Here is a 24828-nt window from a genome sequence, read left to right on the forward strand (position 1 = left end):
AATCAGGCGGATGCTATCTTGCACTTCGACTTGTGTTTTTTCAGCGCCAGTTCACAATTAGTCGCAAAAAATTTATTGCCATCACTCTCGAAAAAAGTAATTCCGCGACGAGCATCAAACATTTCTGGCCTTGGAAATCCATAAGCGACGAATATTTTCTCAGCATATATTGAATAGTCACGCATGGTCTTATATGTCCAATACTCGAAAGGGAAACAGAAAAGCGGAGGCATCAATAATATTGCACCACATGCCGTTATTAAATCCTCTTTTTTCTCAAGCGACACATCGATAAGCAAGAAAAATCCGGAAAACAAAACAAGCCAAACAAATAGCGTCATGTTTCTTGCAAATATCATGCAACTCCAAAAAAAGGCGCGTTCTCCGCAATAAGCATTCAGAGGCATCAATAGCAGGCTGTCCTCAATGCGTAGCAAACTATGTACGTGCAAGACGTCACCTCTCCTTGTCACGACCAATTTGACGATATCGCCATCCTTGATTTTGTCCGCATCGTCAAAAGTACCACACACGACTTCTCCATTGACCAGTCCGGCAAAGTTATGCATATCTTCGCCATCGTACAAACTTAGCATGGCTGAAGTTGCCAATGTTCCAGGCATGCCATTGATTGCAGCAGCGCCACCACCCGCAAGGTTTTTTCTCTCAATATTTTTGTCTATTTTATTGAGTAAATTTACGGTTGTTGCCGCCATATGAAATTCTGTGAGTATCCCTTCCACAGTAAAAAAAACCTCTTCGGAACAAGTATGTACATTACTCTTTTCAACCGTCATACGCGTCCTGATAAGGATGACTGAATTTTTTTATTTTCTGCGTTTTCATTACATTAAACAAGGTGAGGATGCGGCACTATTTTTCTCAAAACAATTCATTTTTGGATCAACAATATAAAATTTAAAATTTAATTGAAATTTATCAGGCAGATTGAATATTGTATTTCGACCTGTGCTTCCTCAAAGCCAAATCACAATTCACGCCACCATATATATAGCTTTGATCTTTATACATGGTAATGCCGCCGCGTATATCCAAATCATCCGGCTTTGGAAAACCATATGCAGTGAAAATCGCTGATGCATATTCTGAATAATAACGCATGGACTTGTAGGTCCAGTATTCAAATGGAAAAATGATCAGCAAAGGAAGCAGCAATATAATACTGCAGGCTATCAAGGGCTTTACCAGGTCATCCATGGAAATATCGACGCTGTAAAAAAACCCGCCAAACATCACGATCCAGATGAATAAGGTAAAACGCCAAGCGACCTTCATACAGGCCCTGAAAAATGCCCGCTCTCCGCAATAGGTATTCAATGGCATTAATAACAAACTATCGCCGATGCGCAGCAGACTGTGTACATGCAGTATCTCCCGCCGTTCAGTCACAACCAGCTTGACAACATCGCCATCCTTGAGCTTATTAGCATTATCAAAGACACCACACACCACTTTGCCGTTAACTAGTCCGGCAAAGTTGTATGCATCTTCACCATCATACAAACTCAACATGGCTGAATTGGCCAATGCACCATACATGCCGTTGACGGCAGCCGCAACTCCGCCAGCAAGGTTTTTTTCCGCCACATTTTTCTCTATATCTTTGAGCAAATTGATGGTCGTCGCTGAAATATGCAGTTCCGTCAATATTCCTTCGACAGTAAATAAAATTTCATCGGAAAATCTGCTTGTATTTTTTTCTTTGCTCATCAGCCTACCCCTGCGTTTTAGGATTGAATTGCCTTGAAGGCCTTTTGCAGTTCCATTAATTCCTTTTCAGCCGTGTCATAAGGTTTTTCGCTGAACCATCCCCTATTTTTCCTGTAACTACATGCTTGAAACCAATTCTCCAAGTCATCATCCATGATCCACACGCGATATCCGACTTCCACCACCGTCACCGCTACGCCAATCAAATTAAATCTGGCCAGTCTGATCAACCACAGAGTGCGGCCTGCCCCCAATCTGCCCGCCAATGTTGCTGATTCGGCAAAAAAATGCGTCATTCTGAGGGCGAGGACAGAATTACTCATCAGCGTAGAACTGGCAATCCGCCACAACAAGGGTGCCGCATAAGAAAAAGCTGCAATCATCCCCAATCCTGTATTAAACAAACCGATAATGGCGCGTCCCACATATATTCCAAAGAGAATCCAATTCACCCGTTCTTTGTTGTACTCATCGTAAGCGGAAAGCATATCCAAGCACGATGCAATCGCGCCAGCACTGGCGCCTAACGTTCCGGCCGTCATTTTTAGGCCGCCACGTATGACGTCTGCCGCATTATTAATTCCGGCAATATTTTTGTAGGGTTCAATTTCCCTGATTGATTTTGCCACGGCATATACCAGATCGAAGGACATGCTACTCAGCGACAGGATAGATGCTGTAATTTCCGCCTTGATCCTTGGCGATTCCGTAAAATGCGTCAATTTCGTTGACAGCGAAATGCCTTCGATCGACATCAGAACAACGCCTAGCCTGGCGTGGCGGAAATTGTTGGTCGCAGGTCGTTTCCCCTTATCAAGTTCATCCAGCGTCAGCTTGATCTTGTTTTTGACTTTCAGCTGTTCATCCTGAATTAGCTTTTCTATGCTGCCCTCTACTTTTGCTGCATCTGCTTGGGCAATTCTGGTCGCTTCGGCCCGCGCCATGCGCGCAGCCTTTTTATCGATACCCTGTTCCAGCTTGTTTTTCTCGTTTTCTGTTTTAAGGGTGTCAGCATATTTTTTTGCCTTTTCCTGCAACTCTCCAACAAGCTTAGTTTTCAAGGGATTCATCAACTCCTCAAAGCCGATCTTTTCCGCCAGGTCGGTCAGCTTGGAGTACAGCAATGCACCGACGACGCTGGAAATCGCTTTATCAAGCCTGCTGCTGGTGCTGGATAAGGCTTGGGTCCACTCTGATATTCGCGCAAAGGCCATGCCTTCCGCGCTGCGATGATATTTAGACAAACTGTGTATTTTCGAACCGACCTTTGCCACTTCCTGGCCGGTATGAATCTTGATAACGTCCTTATCTCGTAACCATTCATCCCAAGCGGAGTCGATCTTCTTGAAGGAGTCGACCAAGCCTTTGCATGCCTTCAGCCATGGTGCGCTCTGGACCTTTGAAATATCGCCAGACGCCTCGACCTGGTCTTTCGCATCTTGAAAAGTTTTCTTCGCTTCCTCATACAGCGACTTAAGATTGTAAAAATTTGTGCGCATATACAAATTTTTCCGCTCGATCGTCGTTACGTCCATCCACTTTCTAAGTAGCGGTAAATTTCCCTTGTAGGCAAACATACCAAACGTACACAGTGAATGCTCCAAGGTAAAGCAAAAGCCGCTACCCAGGTTCTGCTCATCATAGGTATCGAAGGCATCGACGAGTTCGGCGGATGTCACCCATTTGATATGGTCCGCATTTCTTTTCTTTGTTTCTACATCCGCCTTTTTTGACAGATTTTCCAGGGTTTTCTTGAACAGATCGATTTCATCGAGCGCTATCAATGACTCATATTTGCTGCTGAATTTTTCACGTTCATTCTGCTCACTGGTCGCCAATATTTGCTCGCGCCGCTTCTCGCGCGCAGCCTCGTTTTTTCTCATCCTGTCCTCGATGATCTCTGCCTCCTTGACACGATTTAACTTCCTGAGTATCGCCGCATTATCTTTGTCGATCGTCGGCATCCTGCTCGCATCCATTTCAGCAAGGCTCTTCTTCCTGATTTCGACGCCATATTTGATGGCGGATTCCTTGACATCCTCGATCGCGATCATCACCTCCAGTTTTCGCCGGTTGCTGACTTTTTCCTTGTCCTCGCGATCGAGAAAATTTTCAAGCGGCTGCAGGGCGGCATTACGAAAATCATTCAATTCCTGCGTGATGCCGATCGGGTCAAACAGAACAAATGCTGCCGCCTTCGTCACCACCATTTTCTCTTCCAGCTTCCCCATCCGCCCGCCCGGCGTCGCCAGTGGAAGATTTGCCATGCCTACATATGCATCGGAACTTCCCATGTAGAGCTGCTGCATGAGATTCTTCCCCAAGGGGCTCTTCCAGGCATTGTGATATTGCCTGGCGAGTACGGCTTCGGGAACATACTTGCCAAGCTCTTCAGGTTTCAGGCTGTGGGGCTGCTCGGTACTGCCTGCAGCCCATTCCTTCGGCAGGAAAACCTGCATCTGTCCCTTTTCAGCTTTGGCGTCGGCATTGGCCGCATACGCATCGAGCCTGTCTTGCGTCATGGCAGTTGGCGTAAACAACAGATAAATTTTTTCGACAAACTCGATCTTGTCGATCGCGATCATGCTGGCATTGATGCCGCAGGTGCTGCGGTCACAGGAAAAATTCACTGCCGCCGAGGGGGGCGTATCGACGGGAAATTTGGACAGAAACGCGTCCTCGTCGGCAAAATAGCCTTCCCAGTACAACAGTCCGGCGCGCTTGATCAGCACGTACAGAAATCCCGAGCGCAGCAGGCGCGGCGCATAGCCAGCGTTCTCCAGCGTGATGTGCTTGACCTTGTCGCCCAACTTGCCTGGCAGTGCGGGCACGTTGCCGGCCGCGCCCTCGCCGACCACTGCCGCATAGCGCAAGGGCAAAATGAACAAGCCGTTTTTATCGCAAAATTTACAGTCTTTCATCGCTCTTCCTGTTGAGTGGGCGGCGCGCGTTCATCCTGCTGGGCATCAAGCCAGGAAATGAAGACGGGCATTTAATACTATGTCCAGCGGCAAGCCTTGCGTGGCGGCCATCCGCATCAGTTCCCCGAGGGCGGGGTGCAAGGTGAATGCCTGGCCGTGTTCGACGGCGCGCCAGGCATAGGCGATCTGATCATCCGCCTGCGCCAGGCCCGCATTTGCGCTGTCGACAAGATAGCGGTCGATCTGCGCATCGATGCCGGCGCCGATTGGCGTTTGCCTTGCGCGCAGGATGCGTACTACCAGGTTGATCTGCTCGATGCGGTCCATCGCCTGCGTGGTTGGCTCATCGATGCGCAGGGGAACGTCTTGTACTGCCGACACCAGCTGCGCATGGCCATGCCGGATCAGCTGCCCATCGCGATCGAGCTGGAACCAGGTCTCCACAGGACCGAGCAGATCGGCAAAACTGCTGTACCCCGGCGTGCCTGCCGCGATAGACGGCGGCAACAGTCTTGCCAGATGCGGCATGACGCGGGGGTCGAAATAGCGCAGGTAGACGGCTTCGCCGGACGGATAGCGCACATTCAGGCGCGCCAGCATGGCGCTGCGCAGGCGCGCCAGGGGCGCATTGCTAAAAAGCCAGGCGCAGATGCCGGGCACCGCGCCAGGTTCGGCATGCTGCTCTTGCGCCAGCTTCAGGCTGTGCTCGACCAGCGCATAGTGCTCGGGCAACTGATTGGACAAGGCGAGCAGCATCGGCGCGCGCTGCAGGTCATCCTCGAAGATCGGGTCATCGAGCAGCACGCTGGCCGCGGGCGGCGACAGGGCCGCAATCGCCTCGCGCAAAGGATTGTCGATGAACTGGTCGATCAGGACGAAGGTCCTGTCATAGCCGCGGGCCACGTTGTAGAGCACTTCATCGGCGCGCGCCGTCGGTACCGCGGCCGGAGACAGTGCCGGCGATGGCGCTTTATCGTTTGACACTGGCCGCTCCCGCCTGCGTGGCATCGAGAAGTTTCAGTGCACAGCCTTTCAATTTTCCTATCGGCAAGGCCAAGGGTGCAGGACTGGCGCTGGCCGGCCCCGTGAGCTCCTTCATGCCGGCCTTGAATTCCATCTTGCCGGGGCCGTGAATCTCGATATTGCCGCCTTCGAGCTTGATGTAGGCGCCCTGCACCGTCAGAAGCACATGCTGCTTGCCGCTCACGTTGACGCTCTTGCTGACGCTGGCCACGGTCACGGCCTTGTCTGCGGTTAATTTTGTTTCATCGGACTGGCTCTGGGTGCTGACTTTGCCGCTGGCCGCGTGCAGACGGATGCCGGTTTCCTGATTCGGTTTGTCGGCCTTGCTGGCCTTGCCGTAGGTAAACAGGCTGATGCCGGAACTGATCGCATGAAAATGGTTGCCTTGCGCGCCGAAGTTGATGTCCTGGCCAGCCGCGATGCTGCTGGTATTGCCGGCGGCAAAGAGCGCATTGAGCGGCGTTGTGGCGGCGATACCGGCCGGACTGGACAATTGCAGCTGCGGCGCGCCATAGGCCGTGGCCTGGCTGTCGCCAGCGCCTTCCGCGCCCTTGAGCATTTCTATGCTGTGCGCCAATCGTTTCAGCGCCGGCAAGGTGTCGGGCGCCGCGTCGGCCTTCCCTTGCCCGCCGTCCAGCACCGCCTTGTGCTTTTGCGCCGTCTCGGCAAGCGAGGTCAGCAGGGCCAGGCTTTGCTCGATCTGGGCCGTCGCCTCCTTGCTATCCATCTGCGTGCCGCTGGCGTTCGTGCGCCCGTCGGTCGACAGCAGCAACCCCTGCCCCGCGCGCAGCGCGGCGCTGTGCTCGGTTTTCAGCTCGGCGCCGAAGCCGGCGGCGGCCAGCCGCTGGTTGTCCGTCTGATGGCGCAGGTGCCCCAGGTTCAGCTCGGCAGTGCCCTGGTGTGCGCCGGCATGGCGCTGCAGGGCCACGCGCGGCTGGCCCGGGCTGTCGTCGAACACCAGCTGGCTGTACGCCGCGCCGCCCTGCTGGCTGGCCTGCATGGCCTGGCTCTTGATGCCGGACAACGCGGCCGGGTGGGCATGCGCGCCCGCTTCGCCGGGAAACCAGGCCGGCGCGTTGCCGGTGGCCGGTCCCGCGCCATGCGCCACGCGGTTATTCTGGGCATCGGCCGTGCCCTGGCCGTTGTAGACGGCGCCGATGACGACAGGCCGGTCGATATTGCCCTCAAGAAAATCGATCAATACTTCCTGGCCGATGCGCGGCAGCGCATGGCCGCCCCAGTTGGCGCCCGCCACCGGCGCCATGGTCGAGGCCACGCGCACCCAGGTACCGGCGCTGTCGTCGCCCGGCGCGCCCGTATGCCCGCCGCCTTGCGGATGCTCGAGGCGGCTGTGGCTCATGACGCCGCGCTGCCAGTGAAATTGCACCTTGATGCGGTGGTCGCGGTCGGTGTGAATCACGGCGCCGGCCGGCCCCACCACGACGGCCGTCTGCTGTCCATGCACGGTCGGGCGCGGATGCAGCAAGCAGCCATGCTGGTCCTTGCCGCTGGCGCGATAGGGAGTATTGCTGCGGATGGCGTCGATGCGGTTGCGGTACAGGGGCCGCTCGGCAATGGCGCCCAGCAGCGCGGGCATGCGATGCAGGCTGCCGGCGTGCTCCTTGCGGATGGCCGCATCGAGCAGGCCCGTCTTGAGCGTTTGCAGGATCGACGACTGCAGATCCGCGCTCAGGTTGTTGTGCATCAAGTGGACCGTGCGCACGACCAGGAAAGTGCGGTCGGCGTCGCTGCCGGCCTGGTCGCACACCGGCTGTCCCTGCAGGACAAACGTGGTGCCCGGCGACAAGGTACGCACGGTACCGGCCGCCACGTGAACCTCCTTGCCCGCTTCGAGCGCCTGCAGCTGGTTGCGCGCGATGCGCTGGCCCTGCTCGCGCGAAGCGTAGGCATAGGCGCCGGGCGCGTCGCGGCTGAGCAGCTCCACGCCCTGCGCCGGCCCCCCCGCTCCCGCCGCGCTGGCAACGCGCTGGTCGAGCGAGCGGTAATCCCAGCTGCCCATTTCGATGGCATTGGTCTGCTGGCGCAATTCGGTGCGCCAGCGGTCGATGCTGTCGACCTTCATGACGGCGCCTGGCTGCGTAAAATTGATACTGCCCTGGGCATTGGGCTTGAATGCGCCGTTATGGTCCGCGATCACCAGACAGTGGCTGCCCAGGCTGGGGCTGCCGGGATCGCCGCTGTGTTCATAGTAGTAAAACAGGCCTTCCTCGTACATCAGCCGCTGGGCGTAGGCCCAGTCGCTTTCCTGATACTGGGTGCTCAGACTGCGCTTCGGATATGCCGCGCGGTCGAGAATATCGAAACGCCAGGCCGGCGCCAGCTTGCCCTGTCCCTGGTAGGCGGCAAACAGCGCGTCGAGGATGTCGAATACCGTCATGTCCTGGAACACGCGGCTATCGCGGCCGTGCGCGAGAAAGGTGCTCCACGGTTCGATGGTCAGGTGATAGCGCGCCATGCCACCGTTCGCCCCGGCCAGCTCGACACCCGTGATATGGCCGTGGAACGGGCGCAGCGCGGCGGCGCTGGTGGAGGTTAGCAATTGCAGCAAGGCCGGCTGGCCGATCAGGGTACGCAGCGAAATGCCCGCGTCGGTCGACAGGGCCGCGATCTGGAACACGAAGCCCGTGCTCAGGCCTTCCTCGCCGCGCACGCATTCGGCCAGCAGGCGGTCGGCACCGAGGGGCGTGGTCAGCTGCAACAATCTGTTCGCTTGCGTGAAACTGGCGGGCAAGGACATCGACATCCGTAAACTCCATCACGCGGCTTCCCGCAAAAAATTAGTAAATAAGCACTTTTATCAAGGCATTACACCCTAGAAATTTCGTTATAGCAAGAGTGATTCGATTGAAATCGGGACCGCATCCATCACTGCGCGCCCTGCAGACCGCGTAATTCCGGCATGGCCGGTTCGGTCGGCCGCAAATGCGTACTCTTCAACAAGGTTTCCAGGCGCGCGTAGCTGGTTTTGAACGGCGGCGGATTCTGCTTCAGTTCCGGCGCCTGCTCCATGCTGCGGCTGCCAAGTTCGATCAGAATGTAGGGCAACACCGCCGTGCCCAGCCATCCCGCGTAACCGGTAAATACCGCATAGGTTTCAAACGGCGCGCTGCCCGGCCGGCTCACCTTCAGCGCCACGCCGCCCTGCTGCGCCGTCAGCGCGCCGATGCGGGCGCTACGGGGCGCGATGCGTTCGACGATGAAAGGCTGGGCTTCCTGTTCGCCGCGGCTGCCGAACTGGCCGATGCCGCCGGTGGCGGCCGCCTGGACCAGCGGCACTTTCAAGGCGCGCGGGTCGACGTTGCCGGTGCTGATCGTATACAGCACGCCCGGCGCATCCGGCCAGCGCAGCGACTGCTTGATGCTGCTGATGGTCTTGCCGTCGTCGGCGATGAAGCCATGCGGGATGCACAAGCCCAGCTCTTTCGGCACCTCGCCGGCGGCGCGCGGGCGAAATCTTTTCAGGAAGCGGGTAAAGCGCTGACCGTGGAGCGCCACGCTGTCCTGGCCGCGTATTTCCTCCATGGATTCAAACACATAGACATAGTCGCCGCGTTTCAGGTGGCTGCGATAGATGGAATAGCGCGTCGGATTGATCGTTCCCGAACCTTCGCTGGTGCGGTAGCCTTCGCTGTCGGGCAGGCCGGAATCAAATGTCTGGTAGTTGCTTTGCAGTTCCTTGAGCTGCGCCTGCCGGCCTGTGACGGACTTCTGCGCCAGGTAGCTCGCCTGGCGGGTCCTGGCATCGGCGGGCTGGCCTTTCAATTCGGCCAGTTCTGCCTCATCGTCCCTGAGCAGCGCCCGCAGGCTGTCGATCCTGGGTTGCGGCAAGGCTTCCCGCAAGGCGGCCAGGTCTTCCTTGCTCAACGGACCCAGCACGCCGATGCGGACATTGCCGACCTGTATCTCATCACCCTGGTGAAATACCTGTTCGCTGAACGAGCGGTAAAAGATGCCCGTGTCGGACGCGTCCCTGTAGCGGGTCGGCCACTGTACCGGCGCATGCACGTCGAACACCAGCCGCCCCAGGCATTCGCGCGCCATGCCGGCCGGCGTCACGTACCCGGGCGCCGTCGCTTGCGCCAGCTCCTGCGCGGTGGGCTTGCGCGACGGCGCCGCCGGATCGGCCTGCTTGGCGGCCATGCCTTCGCCATGCGCTCCGGCACACAGCAGAAGAGCGGCGAGATGGCGTGCGGAAAAATGCGGAAGACCAACTATCGTCATGGGTATCACTCAAAAAATACAGCGTTCGTCAAGCCGAGCTTTCGCGCTGCCCGGCTGGCAGGCGCCTGCCTGATTCAACTTGGGCATAGGTTTCTTGCGTCAAGGAATGGTCGGCATCGTGCAGCGGTTTCTTCTCCTGATGGGCCAGCAGGGTCAGATTCATGCCTGAAATATTGTTTTCGCCCGCCGTCCAGGTGACCGGCAAGGCCACGATGAAACCCTGCACGCCCACGGGAGCCGATTCGGGCGCGCGCGATTGCGCCTCCCAGGAATGCGATTCATCGCGCAAGATATCGGCATCGCGCCAGAAACGCTCGTGGAACGGCATGTAGTGCTGCAGGCTGCGCGTCCTGGCGTTCCACGTGGGCCAGATCGAACTGGGCTTGCCGCTTGGACGCGCCAGGAAGGCGAAGGCCTTGGCATACGCTTCCGCATTGGCCAGCGCCACTTTTTGGATCGCTTCCCAGGTGTCCGGGGCCGCCGGATGCAGCAGGTGCTTGATCAAGTCCTTGGCCGGGGTGGCGCCATCGGTCAGGCCAAAGAGTTTCTTCCACAGGCGCACCCGCAAGTCATGCACGTTGACGCTGACCTTGTCGCTATCGACACCGTCGAGCGCGACGTCGGTCTGATGGTCATCCCTGACGACGACCGCCAGTTCCGAATCGCGTCCGCCCAGCTGGCTGCGGTCGTTGATATTGGCGCTGCCCAGGATCGCCACCCGGTCGTCGGCGATCAGCAGCTTGGAGTGCACATAGATCTGCTCCGTCACATGGCGCTTGCCCAGCGTTTCCCACGAGCGCAGATTGAGCAAGGTCAAATAGCTGGTCCACTTGTCGCCGGCCAATTCGGCAAGCCGGTCCGTCGCATAGCCCGCGACGGTTTTCTTGGCCTCGTCCGCATCCAGTTTCTTGCTCTTGCGCAGGTCCCGCACCAGGATGGCGCGCCTGATCCGGTTGACCAGGCTATCCTTGCCGAACACCAGCGACTGCATCGTCAGATGCAGCTGTGTCATGATGTTGAGGGTGTCGAGAGTGCCTTCCGGGTGTACCGGCAGCACCATGTACACATGGAAGGGCAAGCCATCGTTGATGGCGCGTTCGATGCGCTGGGACAATGCCAGTCCGATCGGATTCAGAATGCCCGGCTCCTCCTTGCCCATCATGCGGGTCGAGGTGATATCGGCGTAGTTGCTCATCACATTGAACAGATCGGCCATGAAATCGCTGCCGCCGCCGGCAATGTCGGCCTTGACATCGTCGATCTGCGACCAGACCAGCTTGTCGATCATCTGTGCCGGCGGCACGCCATAGACGCCGAGCTGCTTCGCATACTTTTCATAGGCCGGCGACTTGCTGATGTCGAGCAGGGCCGCCATCGGACCGGACAGCGGCCTGGTCTTGCTTTCATCGCTGCCATATTCAGACTGGAAAAACTGGCCCTCGATATACATGAATTTCTGCGCGCCGTTAATCGCCGTCAACATCGCCTTCAGACAATTGTTCTGCGGCCATGCCGGCCTGGCCGCCGGCTGCCCCTTGCGCGCATGCGCCGCCATTTCGTCTTTGAGCAAGGTCATCGGCGCGCTGCGCAGCACTTGCACCCAGGCGTCGCCCGGCTGCGCATGCGTATTCGGCGGCGCGGCGGCGATGCGCTGCAAGACCAGCCTGGGCGTGCCGGACATGCCCAGCGCCTGGAACATCTTGACCAGCGCCGGCGGCACGCTGGCCTGGTACGATTTTTCATAGCGCTGGGCAATGCCATTCCAGCGCTCGATGAAATTGCGGCTCAAGTCGCTGACCGAGGGCCCGACGATCGCCGCATGCACATCGTGCCACGGCATGCGCGGCTGCGTCGCGGCGAAGGTCTTGGCCCCGGTCGGCATGATCTTGCGCAGTTTTTTCAGGTTTTCATAGCGCGTGGGGCGCGCGTCGGCCAGGGTCGACAGATAAGTGAGGACGCCGATCACGAACGTTTCGATCAGCCTGGCCGTGCCGCTGCGCAATTCGGGCGGCAGCTTGTTCAGCGAGCCCGCGTTCAGCCACGACATCAGCGCCGTGCCGCCGTCGATCACATGCGCGCTGCCCGTGGTGCGCACGCCATCGACCTTGTCGCGCAAGCCCTTGTCGAGCTGGCCGTAAGCCCAGCGCGACATATCCTGCGCGACGTCGATCGGTATGTCCTGCAGCTTGCCGATAAAATCGGGCATCAGGTCGATCGCCTTCCATTTCGCGGAAAGATTCTTCGATACCCGGGCGATGCCATCCTTGGCGCCCTGCACCACGTCGAGCGCGACGGCGATCGGCGCGGCCGTGGCCGAGGTGGCAAACGCGGCCGCGCCACCGACTTTTCCGCCGATGCAGCCGGCCAGCAGTTCCGCGCGCGTCAGGTACGCCGTTTGCGCTTCATTGCTCATGGGCTCGATGGCCGGGATGCAGGTGTTGTAGACCTCATTGCCCTTGCGCGTGCCGTGGCTGAGGGCGAACTTGCCATTGTCGCGCCGGCCATAGGCAAGGTCGATGCCGCCGACAAACGCGCGTTCATCGTCGATCACAACCAGTTTCTGGTGATGCGAAAAGCCGATGCCCAGCATCCCTTCCATGTCGCTCTGGGCGATCGCCGGCAAGGCGAATGCCTTGGCGGGGCCGCCGACGCCGGCATTGAGCTGGAAGATGGCCAGCACGGTTTCGAAGTCGCCCGTGTCGACCCCGACCTTGGGCGAAAGCCACGGCATGACATACACTGTCGGCGCGGCGGGGCTACTGATGGCCGTTTCCAGGCATTCGAACAGGGTCTTGCTCGCCGTCAGTTCCACATCGAAATTTACTTGCCAGCCTGTAATGAAAATCGATTTCTTGGCGCCTTCGATGGCCTTCGCCACGGCCGTGAAATACTCTTCGCCAGTCACATAGAACTCAACGCGGTTGCCCTTTTGCTGTTCGGAAAAGATACTGCCCCACTTTTGCTTGGGAAAATTGGGCAGCTCCTCGCCATCGTGCACGAAACAGCCGGGCGCCGAGGTTGCCGGCGCGCTCGGCGTACCGTCCTTGGCCGTCAGTTGGGAGATATTTTTATGTGTCATGACGCATGTCGCTGTCGATCGCCGAGGTGGCGTGCCGGGAATGAAATCGTCACCATCAGACTTTCACCTTCGGCAAGATGTTTTTCAGGGTAAGCGAGGCCAGCGCTTCTTTCGCATAGCGCGCCTGCGGCGCCGCGGCCGCCTCGAAGATGGTGCCGTAGCGCCCGGCGCTGAAGTCCGCCGCCTGCATCGCATGGAACAGCTTTTCCTTGTCGGTCCAGTCGGGCGATTCGGTTTCCACGTTCAGCCGCACGCTGTGGCCCGGATACACGATCCACGTATGGTCCGGATTGCTCGCATAGACGGCGGCGAGCTTTTTTTCCTCTTCATCGCTGAGCTTGATGTTGCCGGATGCATCGGTCTTGCCCTGCGCGACGAGCTTGTCGCCGTCGATGAAATCCATGCCGTCGGGCTGCGCGCCATGGGTGATCTTCCACGGCGTGTGCGCCAGCGCATGGCCTTTCAGCCCTGGCGTGTCGGCCAGGCGCAGCATGAATTTCAAGGGCCGCAACGCCAGCTCGGAACGGGGCAAGCGCGGCAAGGGATAGCCGAGCCCTTGCGGCCCAAGAAAACTTTTCTTGCCCGCAAACACGGTCATCTTGCCCGGGCACTGGATCGTGATATTGCCGCCCTCGATGGTGATGTTGGCCCCGCCCGCCGTCGACAGGCGGATGCTTTTCGCCGCCGCCCAATCGATGTGCGCGTTGGCACTGACGACGTTGACCTCTTCGCGCGCCTGCACCTTGATCTCGTCGGACTGGGCCTGTACCTCGATCGGCTGGCTGGCCGCCACCAGCTGCATGCCCAGCTCGCCCTCGCCCGGCTTGACCACGCCGCCCAGCAAGCCGATCGCCTGGCCCGTGTGCAATCGCCATGTGCCGCCGCTGGTGAACTGCGTGTCGAGCCCGCTCATCAGGGATACCGTTTCGCCGTTGGCCAGCTGGATATCCTGGCCGGCCACCACGCCCAGCCCCGCCTTGGCCGCCACGGCGAGGATGGCGTCGCTGCTGTGCGGCAGCTTGTCGTCGGCCGGCGCAGTGGGCTTGCCGGCCGCGTCGCTTCGGGCGGCGGCCACGCTCTCGCGGCTCAGCATGCCCGAGGCGCTGGCGAGAAAAGCAGGCAACGGCGCGGCCTTGGCGTCGAGCGCACTGCTGCCCGGCGCCGTCGCCCCCAGGTGCGCCGCATAGGCGACGCCCTGGTGCGTGACGGCCGCCTGGCTGAAGGTCTCGCCCAGCTTGGCCGCCTGCTTGAGCAGCGCCATGCCGGGCGCATTGTCGCCGGCCGGGTCGCGCGCGCCAGCATTGTGATTGATGACATAACTCGACACCAGCAGGCCGGCACCCGCCCGCACGGCGCCATACGCGTCGGTGCGCAACTCGGCGCCGGCGCCGCGCAGGCTGCCCCGGTAGTTGTCGGCGCCGTGGATCAGGTGGCCCAGGCTCAGTTCGCTAGCCGCGTGGCTGCTTTTCAGCTGGATGCGGCCCTGCTGGTCGGTGTCGTCGAACAGCAGCTGGTTGTAGCCGGCCGCGCTGCCCGCCTTGCCGAATTCCTTGCTGCGGATGCCCCACTGCGCCGCGCCATTGCGGTGCGCCGCGCTGGCGCCCGCGGCGCCATGCCACAGCGGACTGTTGCCGCCCGCCACATTGCCCTGGCCCGCGATGGCGTGGTCGTGCGCCGGCTGGAACACGCCGGCGTCGCTCTGATCGCGCGCCATGCCGCCCGGCGTGGGTACGGTGCCGCCCTCGCCCTGGCCGTTGTACAGCGCGCCAATAATGACGGGCCGGTCGATATCGTTTTCCAGGAACTGCACCAACACTTCCTGGCCGATGCGCGGCAGGAACTGGCTGCCCATGCCGCCGCCGGCGGCGCGCTGCGCCACGCGCACCCAGCAGGTCGCGCCCGTCTCCCGCTGCCAGTGAAAGCGGATGCGCACCCGGCCCAGCTTGTCGCAGTAAATCTCATCGGCGCCGCTGGCCGCGTCATGGCCGTCGGCGCCGACGACGATGGCGCTCTGGCTGCCCGGCGCGGTCGGCGTGGCATGCTGACGCGCCTCGCCGTCATCGTGCGCCGGACGCCACGGCGTTGCCGCGGCAAGCATATCGATGCAGTTGGCGTAGCCGCTGGCTTGCGCCTGGGCGATCGCGGCGGCGACATCGGGAAACCCTGCGCCCCACTGCGCCACTGTTTCTTCCAGCAATTCCGGTATCGGGCCGAACAGTTCCGCCAGTCCTTCCAGCGCCGGCAGCGGCAGGTTGTTGACGCCGATGCTGGCCACGCGCAGCACGACATACTCGGGCGCGGCCCCGTCGGCTGGCTGCAATGGTCCCTGCGTCAGGCTAAAGCGCGTGCCGGCGCGCAGGGTACGCACGGTCGAGCGTGCCTGCCACAGCTGGGCGCGCGCTTCGTGGGCCTGCATCTGCAAGCGGGCGTAGCGCTGCGCCTGGGCGCCATTCGCATACCAGTACTGGCCCGGTGTGTCGTAGCTTTCCAGCAGCGGCGCGTTCTTGCCGCCAAGCACCCTATTCGTCGGCACGCTGGCGGCGACCGCCTTTTTCGCCTTGTAATCGTAGCTGAGCACGCTACTCAGCCCGACGTGCAGGCTGCGCCGCGCGCGCAAGGCTTGCACGCTGTCGCCCGGCTCGCCGACGCGCGCGCCATGAAAGCGCAAGCCGCCGCCTTGCGCGCTGCTGGCGTCCTCGGGCGTGGCGCAAGCCTGGCTGCTATCGGCAAAGACGAGCAAAGTCTGACCGTCAAACCGCCAGGCCAGCCCCTCTTCCGTCAGCAGCCGGCGCACGAAATCGAAATCCGACTCGCGGTACTGGCAGCAATAGCTGCGTTCGCCCGCTTCCTGCATGAACGACGCGACCTCGTCGCTCCAGCGCCACAGCGCCGCCGGGGCATAAGACTGGAACACGGACTCGACGATCTCGATCACGGTCTTGTCTTGCCAGACGCGGCTGTTACGCACCTGGCCCAGCCGCCACAGCCAAGGCGTCAGGCGCAGCCGGTAGCGCGCCAGTCCGCCATTGCTGCCCAGCATGGCGGCGGCGCTGATGTAGCCGGAAAAGGACGTGCGCGTGCCGTCGGCCAGGCTGACCTGCAGGCTGGCAGGCTGGCCCAGCAGGGACGCCAGCGGCACATGGGCGCTGGTGGACAAGGCGATGATGTCGCGCGCGCCGACTTCCTGCAGCCGCTCGTCGCTGGCGAACGCTTCCACCAGCAGGGGCGCAGTCTCTTGCGCGCTGTCGTCTTCAAACTTGAGCTCGTACAAGCGCGTGATGCTGGAGAACGCGCCCAGCGCGGCGCCCACCTGGTCCAGCAGCGCTGCGCTCATCGCGCGCCTTTCGCCGCAACCCTGGCCGCCTTGCACAGGGGCTTGTCGACGCGGCCGGCGCAGGTTCTCTGGCGGCAGCTATCGGCCGCCGCCGGTTTCAATTTGCTGCATTGTTGTAACTGGGTTTGCAGGCTGGGCGGTGCTTTCCTGGGCGGCGTGCCCGCCTGGGCATGCGATACCAGCGCGGCCAGCAGGGCCACGTCGCTCTCCTGTTCCGGCGTGGCGGCGGGCTTGGCCGGATCAGCCGGCTTGAGCGTTTTGGCGGGCGGTTTTTTCTGCGGTGCGCGCGCCGGCCTGGGCGTGCTCTTCTGCGGGCTTTCCAGCGCCTTGCTCAGCACATCCCTGGGGCCCGGCACGGGCGCAGGGACTGGCATGCCTGCGCCCAGCATTTCGCTCAAGCTCTGCTGCGGCAGTGCCTGCTGCTCCTCCTCGCGTATGCTGGCCGCGGCGGCGGCGGGTGCGGCGGCCACCGCCGGTGCGTCCGGCACTGGCGCCGTGCTGGCCAGCGCCGGTTCGGCCTGCGCCGCCGTGTCGCGCTGCCCCAGCCAGGCGCCGGTGGCCAGCAACAGCAAGGCGCCGGCCACCATGCCGCCCCAGACGGTCCAGCGGCCGGTGCGACGGCCGCCATGCGGCACGGGCGCGGGCCGACGGCCACCTTCGAGATGGTTCAGGATACGGCTACGGTCGGCCTCGGCCTGCTGCGCGGGCGTCAATAAGCTGGGCCGTGTCGATGGCCTTGGGCTGTCGTCATTGCTTCGCAAAATTTTAACTCCTGTCAATATTTACAATACCTTACGACAATAAAAAAAAGCGTGACGCATGTTAGGAAATCAACAGTACCGACCCGGCGCACAATTGAAACATAGCCCCTGTACTTAGCAAGTTAGTAAGATATACTCCGAGGCAATATTAGCGCAAACGCTGGCACCGCGGCATTCCACTGCCCATGCATGGCGCCTTTTTTCGAACGGAGCGGGCGTGTTTTTACTGGCGGTGGCACTCTATTTTTTACTCGCATGCCTGATCAGCTGGCTGGCGCTGTTTCCATCCGGTCGCGAACTGGTGCTGCGGGCGCTTGCGACGGCTGAACAAGGCCTGGCGGCGCGGCGCGATCGGCTGGCCCGGCGCACGAACGCCGGCCTCGACACCTTGCGCCGTGGCGGCGCCAGCACCTTGCTCGGCAGCGCTGCATTCGTGCGCCGCCATTACCTGCTGTTCCTGGGCGGCGCGGCGGTGGTCTGCCTGCCGCCGGCAATCGCCTTGCTTGCAGGCAGCAAGAACATGCTGGGCGGCTACGAGGTCTCGACGCGCGAAATGAATACGCAGGTGTCGGCACTGCTGCAAGGCGAACAGCTGGTGCCGCCGGTAGACCTGCCGCCGCTGGTGTTCGCCACCGAGGAAGTGCAGCAGGTGCGGCCGATGCTGGTATCGGCCAGCCGCAACTGGACGCTGCTCAATGCCGAATACGCGCAAAGGCTGTTGCTGGTGTTCAAGATCATGAAGGAAAAACATGGCTACGACATGGCCATCCTGGAAGGCTACCGCAGCCCGGAGCGGCAAAACATGCTGGCCGGCATGGGCAGCAATGTCACCAATGCGGCCGCGTTCCAGAGCTGGCATCAGTATGGCCTGGCCGCCGATTGCGCATTTTTACGCGACGGCAAACTGGTGATCTCGGAAAAAGATCCCTGGGCCATGCGCGGCTACCAGCTGTATGGCGAAGTGGCCGAATCGGTCGGCATGACCTGGGGCGGCCGCTGGAAAATGATGGATTTCGGCCACACCGAACTGCGCATGCCGGGTGTCATGAAAAAACAACGATGACTGGAAGGAGCACATATGGCTGGTCCCGTAATCAGATTGGGCGATAAAACATCGCATGGCGGCAGCGTCCTGGAGGCCTCGGCGATGTCGGACAGCGGCGGCATCGGCATCGCGCGCGTGGGCGACAAAGTCTCGTGCCCGCTGCCAGGCCATGGCACCTGCCCCATCGTCAGCGGCGACGCCAGCTGGATCGTCGACGGCAAGCCGGTAGCCCGCCACGGCGACAAGACCAGCTGCGGCGCGATGCTGATCGCCAGCCAGCAAGCCACCACGGATCAGCTATGACGTCCCGCCGCCACTGCAAGGGAGCGCGCTGATGCGCCCGTGGCTGCGGCGCAGCCTGCTGATACTGGCCGTGTTCGCCTTATGCTGGGGCGGCGCAATCTGGTACTGGCGCACCAGCACGCGCATGCCGTCGACGGCCGACCTGGCCGGCACCATGCTGGCGTTGCCGCTGGTGCTGCTCATAAGCTGGTGGCTGGGCAAGAAACTGCTGCTCAGGCTGGCCACGCCGGCAGCGGCGCCGGCCGATGCCGCCGATGGCGGCGTCCACGCGGCCGCTAATGAAGCTGCGCCGCGCGCGCCGCTGCACCTGGCCGGCGCCGCGCTGCGCATGCCCGGTGGCGACTCGGCGTCGGAACTGGCGGCCGCGCTGCTGGACAAGCAGCAGCGCCCCGAACTCGATCCGGAACTGACCGACGCGCAGGGCTACCCCGTGATGAGCGCCCGCGTGGCCGACCTCGATGAACACGGCCAGAAGGAACTGCTGGACGACTGGCTGCGGACCCGGCCGGCTGATACGGCGCAGGATGGCGCGCCGCATTTCGAGGCCGAACACTTGCGCGCACTGGCGCTGGGCGCCGGCGTATTGAACGAACTGATGCAGGAAGCGGCGATGCACACGGCGCTCGACGGCTACAAGCCGGCGCAAACGGGCGCGCGCGCCGCGCTGCCGACCCTGCAACTGCATCTGCTGTTGCCGTCCGATTGGGACAAGCCGCAGCGCGACACGGGCGCCGCCTGGCTGCACGCGCAGGCGGAACAGCAAGGCTGGCCGTCCGACAAGCTCAGTACACACCTGGCCGGCGACAGCGGTCCGCTGGCGCTGATCGAACAGCTGGCCGCGCAGGCGGCCTTGCAAGAACTGCCTTGCCTGGCCATCGTGCTGGCTTGCGCTTCCCATATCGGCGAGCTGACCGTGCATGACTGGACCGCGCGCGAGCTGCTGTTCAATATCAGCCAGCCGGGCGGGCAGATTCCCGGCGAAGGCGCGGCCGGCCTGTTGCTGGCCGACGCGGCCCAGGCGGCGGCGCTGCAGGTGGACACGCCGGTACTGCTGCACCAGGCCAGCATGGCCGTGCGCGGCCGGTCGGCGGACAGCCGCGGCCATGGCGATGCCAGCTTGCTGGCCGAGCTGGGCGGCAAGGCGATGGCGGCGGCGTCTGTCGCCCCGGCCACGATCACCCGGCTCTACGCCGATGCCGACCAGCGCTCGAGCCGCATGATCGAATTGATGAACAATGCCGGCACGCTGCTGCCCGATATCGATCTCAGCAACGACGTACTCAGCGTGGCGGCGGCGTGCGGCCAGAGTGGCCATGTAGCCACCCTCGCGGCGCTGGTGCTGGCGCGGCACGAGGCGGCCGAGAATGCCAGCCAGGTGCTCTGCCTGAGCAACCTCGACGCCTTCCACCGGGCCGCCGTGATGGTGGGCCCGGAAGCCCTTGCCCTTGAATCCCTCGCCGCGACATGACTCCTTCCTCCACCATGCCTATCAACCTCTCGCCCCTCATACTATGATGCAACGATTCTGGCATTCCATTACTACCCGTTTCAGCCTGTTCGCCATCGGCTTCGTGGCGCTGGCCGCGCTGCTGGTCAGTTGCGCCGTCATCTTTGAATGGCCGCCGGTATGGATCGTGCCGCCGCTGGCGCTGGTCCTGCTGGTCGCCAGCGCGGTATGGTGGCTGCAGCGCAGGCGCCGCCAGCGCGACGCCGCCAGCTTCGGCGGCATGCTGGAACAGCAGACGGCCGGCGCGGTACCCAAGGCGGGGCCCACGCAGCGCGAGGAAACCGAAGCCATCCGCAAACGCATGCTCGAGGCGATCGGCACCATCAAGACGTCCAAACTGGGCCAGCTATCGGGCGACGCGGCCCTGTATGAATTACCCTGGTATATGATCATCGGCAATCCGGCAGCCGGCAAAAGCACGGCGATCGCCAATTCCGGCTTGCAGTTTCCTTTTGCCGACAGCAAGATCGTGCAAGGCATCGGCGGCACCCGCAATTGCGACTGGTTCTTCACCACCGACGGCATCCTGCTCGACACGGCGGGCCGCTATTCGGTCAACGACGAAGACCGCGCCGAATGGTTCGGCTTTCTGTCGCTGCTGAAAAAACACCGCAAGCGCGCGCCGATCAACGGCATCATCATCGCCGTCAGCATTGCCGAACTGACCGGCAGCCGGCCCGAATTCGCCATCAACCTGGCCAAGAACCTGCGCCAGCGGGTACAGGAACTGACGGAAAAACTGGAAGTGCACGCGCCCGTCTACGTGGTGTTCACCAAAGCCGACCTGATTACCGGTTTCAACGAATTTTTCCAGGACACGGAACGCGGCGAACGCGACCGGGTATGGGGCGCCACCCTGCCCTACAGCCAGACCAGTTCCAGGCAAGACGTGCTGGAGCAGTTCGACCAGCGTTTCGACGAGCTGTATGACGGCTTGAAAGAGCTGAGCCTGGCCAGCATGGCGCTGCAGCAGAACGAACGCATGCCGCCGGGCGTATTCACCTTTCCGCTCGAATTCAGCGCGATCAAGGGTGCGCTGCGGGCCTTCATCGCCACCCTGTTCGAGGAAAACCCGTTCCAGTTCAAGCCCGTCATGCGCGGCTTTTATTTTACCAGCGCGCTGCAGGAAGGCGTGTCCGTATCGGCCTCGTCGGAACGCGTGGCGCAGCGCTTCGACTTGAAACTGCAGCCGCAGCAACACAACGCGGTGCAGGACCAGCATGGCTATTTCCTGCTCAATCTGTTCCGCAAGGTGATCTTCGCCGACAAGGAACTCGTCGCCCAGTACGCCAGTCCAGCCAAGACCCGCGTGCGCTACGCCACCTTCTTTGCCGCCACCGCGCTGGTGGGCCTGGCGCTGGCCGGCTGGAGCTGGTCCTACATGGCCAACCGCCAGCTGGTGGCCAATGTACAGGCCGACCTGGACCAGGCGATCAAGGTGCAGGACAAGCGGCTCGACCTGCAATCGCGCTTCGAAGCACTGGAAATCCTGCAGGACCGGATCGAGCAGCTCGATTCCTACCGCAACAGCCGGCCCCTCTCGCTGGGCCTGGGGCTGTATCAGGGGGATCTGCTGGAGCGCAAACTGCGCGAGGAGTATTTCTCGGGCGTGCGTGAAGTGATGCTCAGCCCGGTCGCGCAATCGCTGGAAGCCTTCCTGGCCGAAGTCAACGCCGGCGCCAGCCGCTTGCAGCCGATGGCCAGCACGCCGCAGTCGGGCGCGGTATCGGCCGGCGCGGCAGCCACCCTGCCCGCGCCGGCCGGCACCCTGGCCACGCCCGTGGCCGCCACGCCGACGCCGGCCCTGGCCAGCGCCCCTGCCGCCGCGCCGCCCGCCACGGCCGCCGCCGTCAACCTGGGCGCGCAGCAGTTCAAGGATGCCTCGCCGGCGAATGTGGAAGATGCGTATAACGCGCTGAAAACCTATTTGATGCTGAGCGACAAGTCGCGCGCCGAAGCGAGCCACTTGAATGACCAGCTGACCCGTTTCTGGCGTGTCTGGCTCGACAGCAACCGCGGCAGCATGCCGCGCGAGCAGATGATACGCAGCGCCGAACGCATGATTTCGTTTTATCTGACCCAGATCAATGACCCGTCCTGGCCGCAGATCGACAGCAAGCTGGCGCTGGTCGAGCAGTCGCGCGACAGCCTGCGCCGCGTGGTGCGGGGCATGCCGGCGCGCGAGCGCGTGTACGCCGACGTCAAGGCGCGCGCCGCCACACGCTTCGCCTCGATGACGGTGGCGCGCATCGTCGGCGAGCAGGACAAGGAACTGGTGCTGGGCAGCTACGCCATTCCCGGCACCTTCACGCGCGACGCCTGGGAACAATTCATCCAGCAATCCTTCCAGGAAGCAGCCAACCGCGAACTGCAAAGCGCCGACTGGGTGCTGAAAACCGCCTCGAAGGACGACCTGACTCTCGAAGGCAGCCCCGAGCAGATCCAGAAAGCGCTGGTCGAACTGTACAAGACGGACTACGCCAGGGAATGGCAGAAATTCATCCAGGGCGTCAGCATCCGCGAGTTGAACGGCTTCGACAACGCGGCGGCGGCCATGAACCGGCTCGGCGATCCGCAAACCTCGCCGATCAACAAACTGATCGAAACGGTGTACAAGGAAACCTCATGGGACAACCCGTCACTGCTGGGCCAGGGCTTGCAGCGTGCCCAGCGCGGCATGATGGGCTGGTTCAAGGAAACCATCCTGCGCCAGAAACCCTCGGGCATCACCGTCAACGTCAGCACGGGCGCGCCCGCCGCCGGCGCCTTGCCGATGGGGCCGGTGGGCCGCGAGTTTTCCGGCGTGGCCCGCCTCGTGGTTACCAAGGACAAGGACGCTTCGCTGATGCGCGGCTACATGGAAGCGCTATCGAAGCTGCGCGCCCGCTTCAACCAGATCAAGAACCAGGGCGATACGGGTCCCGGCGCCAAGCAGTTCATGCAGCAGACGCTGGACGGCACCGGCTCCGAACTGGCCGATGCGCTCAAATACGTGGATGAACAGATGCTCACCGGCATGACCGATGCGCAAAAGCAGGCGATCCGGCCGCTGCTGGTGCGCCCGCTGATGCAGACGTTTGCCGTCATCATCAAGCCGACCGAGACGGAAATCAACAAGGTCTGGCTGGCGCAGGTGCTCGAACCGTTCCAGAAAACCCTGGCGCCCAAATATCCGTTCTCGCCCGCCTCCGGTAGCGAGGCCAGCAATGCCGACATCGGCCAGGTGTTCGGACCGGAAGGCAGCATCGCCAAGTTCTTCAATACCACCATCGGCCCGCTGGTGGTGCGCCGTGGCGACTCACTCAGCGCCAAGACCTGGGCCAACATGGGCATCGGCCTGGCGCCGTCCGTCGTGGCCAGCTTCCCCGGCTGGATCGCTCCGCTCAGCGCCAACGGCGTGGCCACGGCGGCCGGCGCCGGCGAAGCGCAAACCCGTTTCGACCTGCAGGCGCTGGCCGCCACCGGCGCCACCGAGTACACGATCGAGATCGATGGGCAAGCCCTGCGCTGGCGCGGCCAGCCGCAGCCGTGGATCCATATGGTCTGGCCGAATCCGCAAGGCACGCCCGGCGCGCGCATCAGCGCCATCACGCCGGAAGGCCGCACGATCGTGTTGCTCAACGAACCTGGCCATTTCGGCCTGAAGAAAATGATCGATTCGGCCAAGCGCAAGCGCAAGGATGGCGGCGTGTTCGAACTGAGCTGGGAAAACAGCGGCGTGACCGTCGCGGCCAACCTGAAGATCGTCGCCACGCCGGCGCCGCCCGTCGCGCCAGCCACCGCCTCGGGCGCCGCGGGCTTCCGCGGCCTGAAGCTGCCGGAAATCGTGGCCCAGAGCGTGCCGGCCGTCAATACTCCCGCGCCGGCAGGCGCTGCTGCGGCCAATGCCGCCGTCGCGCCATGAACCGCACCACCGCCACCCCCATCGGCTATTTCGGCAAACTGCCCAGCCGCGGCGACTTCGTCAAGGCCAGCGACAACCCGGCCCTGCTGAAGATCCTCGACGACTGGCTGGCGCAGGCGATGGACCTGCTCAGCGCCGACGCGCGCTGGAAGCTGACCTATGATGCGCTGCCGCCCATGCACTTCGCCTTCATCGGCCCGCGCCGCGGACGCGCCATCGCCGGCCATATCGCCGCCAGCAGCGATGCCTCGTCGCGCCGTTTTCCCTTCCTGATGATGAGCACCATGGAAGTGGACCAGCCGGCCGCGTTTGTCGCCAACAGCCCGCTGGTGCTGTCGCGCCTGTGGAACCGCTTCGAAGCGCTCAGCAACGACATGCGCGGTCCCGATGCGGGCAGCGCGCTGCACGCGGCCAGCCATGCCAGTATCGACCTCGACCTGCGCGCCGCCGCCTATGAGGCCGCCTTCAACGATTTCCTCGACATGCAGACCGTGGGTGAACTCGACGCGCTGCTGGCGCCCACCGGTTTCACGGGCACGGTGCGGCAGGTGCTGCTGGCGCTGGGCCTGCTGCTGCAGCCGGTGATGGCCAGCAGTTCCAGCCGGTTGGAAAAGAGCCTGGAACTGCCGCTGCCGGCCGACCCGCTCTACCGCAACATGGTGGCGGCGTTCTGGATGCACCTGATCACGCCCTTCCTGGCGCGTGCCGACTTCGAGCTGGCGCTGTTCATCACGCGGCTGCGCGGCCGCCAGACGCTGGTGCTGGGATTTTCCGGCGCGTCGGCGCAGACCCTGCATGTACTGATGAACCCGCAGGCGGCACTGGAACACCATATCGCGTTCGACGACCTGGACTGGGTCGAGGAACACGTCGGCAACGACTACGCGATCAAGAAAGTGTCGACCTATCTGGCGCAAGCCAACCTCTCGCTCAAATCGGCGCACGATTCCTTGCGCGCCGCCTTTATCGGAACCTGAC

14 protein-coding genes are annotated in these 24828 nt (G+C 62.0%); 5 read left to right on the plus strand and 9 right to left on the minus strand.

The features are described from left to right. Positions 1-2 precede the first annotated feature (2 nt). From AC1Q6X_RS03825 to AC1Q6X_RS03865, 9 genes are all read right to left on the minus strand, one after another. Positions 3-797 (minus strand): hypothetical protein, encoded by a 795-nt coding sequence (locus tag AC1Q6X_RS03825; protein ID WP_492495230.1) that lies wholly within the window; start codon positions 795-797, stop codon positions 3-5. A gap of 142 nt (positions 798-939) precedes the next feature. Continuing rightward, positions 940-1731 (minus strand): putative type VI secretion system effector, encoded by a 792-nt coding sequence (locus AC1Q6X_RS03830; protein WP_492495232.1) that lies wholly within the window; start codon positions 1729-1731, stop codon positions 940-942. Positions 1732-1748: 17 nt separating this feature from the next. After that, positions 1749-4652 (minus strand): T6SS effector BTH_I2691 family protein, encoded by a 2904-nt coding sequence (locus AC1Q6X_RS03835; RefSeq protein ID WP_492495234.1) that lies wholly within the window; start codon positions 4650-4652, stop codon positions 1749-1751. 45 nt (positions 4653-4697) lie between these two features. Beyond that, positions 4698-5636 (minus strand): DUF4123 domain-containing protein, encoded by a 939-nt coding sequence (locus tag AC1Q6X_RS03840; RefSeq protein WP_492495236.1) that lies wholly within the window; start codon positions 5634-5636, stop codon positions 4698-4700. Then, positions 5623-8439, minus strand: a complete 2817-nt coding sequence (locus AC1Q6X_RS03845) for a type VI secretion system Vgr family protein (protein WP_492495237.1) — start codon at positions 8437-8439, stop codon at positions 5623-5625. Before AC1Q6X_RS03845 ends, AC1Q6X_RS03840 begins: the two co-directional genes overlap by 14 nt. Before the next feature lie 122 nt (positions 8440-8561). Beyond that, the gene (locus AC1Q6X_RS03850; protein WP_492495239.1) at positions 8562-9836 is read right to left on the minus strand and encodes a T6SS immunity protein Tli4 family protein; all 1275 of its coding nucleotides are present in this window, start codon (positions 9834-9836) and stop codon (positions 8562-8564) included. Between the two features lie 109 nt (positions 9837-9945). After that, a complete protein-coding gene (locus AC1Q6X_RS03855; RefSeq protein ID WP_492495241.1) occupies positions 9946-12996 on the minus strand; it encodes a phospholipase D-like domain-containing protein in 3051 nt (1016 codons plus the stop codon). A 55-nt stretch (positions 12997-13051) separates the two neighbouring features. Continuing rightward, positions 13052-16330, minus strand: coding sequence for a type VI secretion system Vgr family protein (locus tag AC1Q6X_RS03860; protein ID WP_492495243.1), 3279 nt, complete (start codon positions 16328-16330; stop codon positions 13052-13054). Then, the gene (locus tag AC1Q6X_RS03865; RefSeq protein ID WP_492495245.1) at positions 16327-17091 is read right to left on the minus strand and encodes a hypothetical protein; all 765 of its coding nucleotides are present in this window, start codon (positions 17089-17091) and stop codon (positions 16327-16329) included. The genes AC1Q6X_RS03860 and AC1Q6X_RS03865 overlap by 4 nt, the downstream gene beginning before the upstream one ends. Before the next feature lie 217 nt (positions 17092-17308). Between AC1Q6X_RS03865 and AC1Q6X_RS03870 the strand changes: the two genes are divergently transcribed. Genes AC1Q6X_RS03870 through tagF form a run of 5 tightly spaced genes read left to right on the plus strand, consistent with a single transcriptional unit; the run spans position 17309 to position 24827 of the window. Then, the gene (locus AC1Q6X_RS03870; RefSeq protein ID WP_230506120.1) at positions 17309-18154 is read left to right on the plus strand and encodes a M15 family metallopeptidase; all 846 of its coding nucleotides are present in this window, start codon (positions 17309-17311) and stop codon (positions 18152-18154) included. Between the two features lie 15 nt (positions 18155-18169). Further along, positions 18170-18439, plus strand: coding sequence for a PAAR domain-containing protein (locus tag AC1Q6X_RS03875; RefSeq protein ID WP_230506121.1), 270 nt, complete (start codon positions 18170-18172; stop codon positions 18437-18439). A gap of 31 nt (positions 18440-18470) precedes the next feature. Further along, positions 18471-19907, plus strand: coding sequence for a hypothetical protein (locus AC1Q6X_RS03880; RefSeq protein WP_492495248.1), 1437 nt, complete (start codon positions 18471-18473; stop codon positions 19905-19907). Positions 19908-19953: 46 nt separating this feature from the next. Beyond that, positions 19954-23850, plus strand: a complete 3897-nt coding sequence (gene tssM / locus AC1Q6X_RS03885; protein ID WP_492495403.1) for a type VI secretion system membrane subunit TssM — start codon at positions 19954-19956, stop codon at positions 23848-23850. Continuing rightward, positions 23847-24827, plus strand: coding sequence for a type VI secretion system-associated protein TagF (gene tagF, locus AC1Q6X_RS03890; protein WP_230506123.1), 981 nt, complete (start codon positions 23847-23849; stop codon positions 24825-24827). The genes tssM and tagF overlap by 4 nt, the downstream gene beginning before the upstream one ends. Position 24828 lies beyond the last annotated feature (1 nt).

This window comes from Janthinobacterium sp. GW823-FHT06H09, from assembly GCF_058794735.1.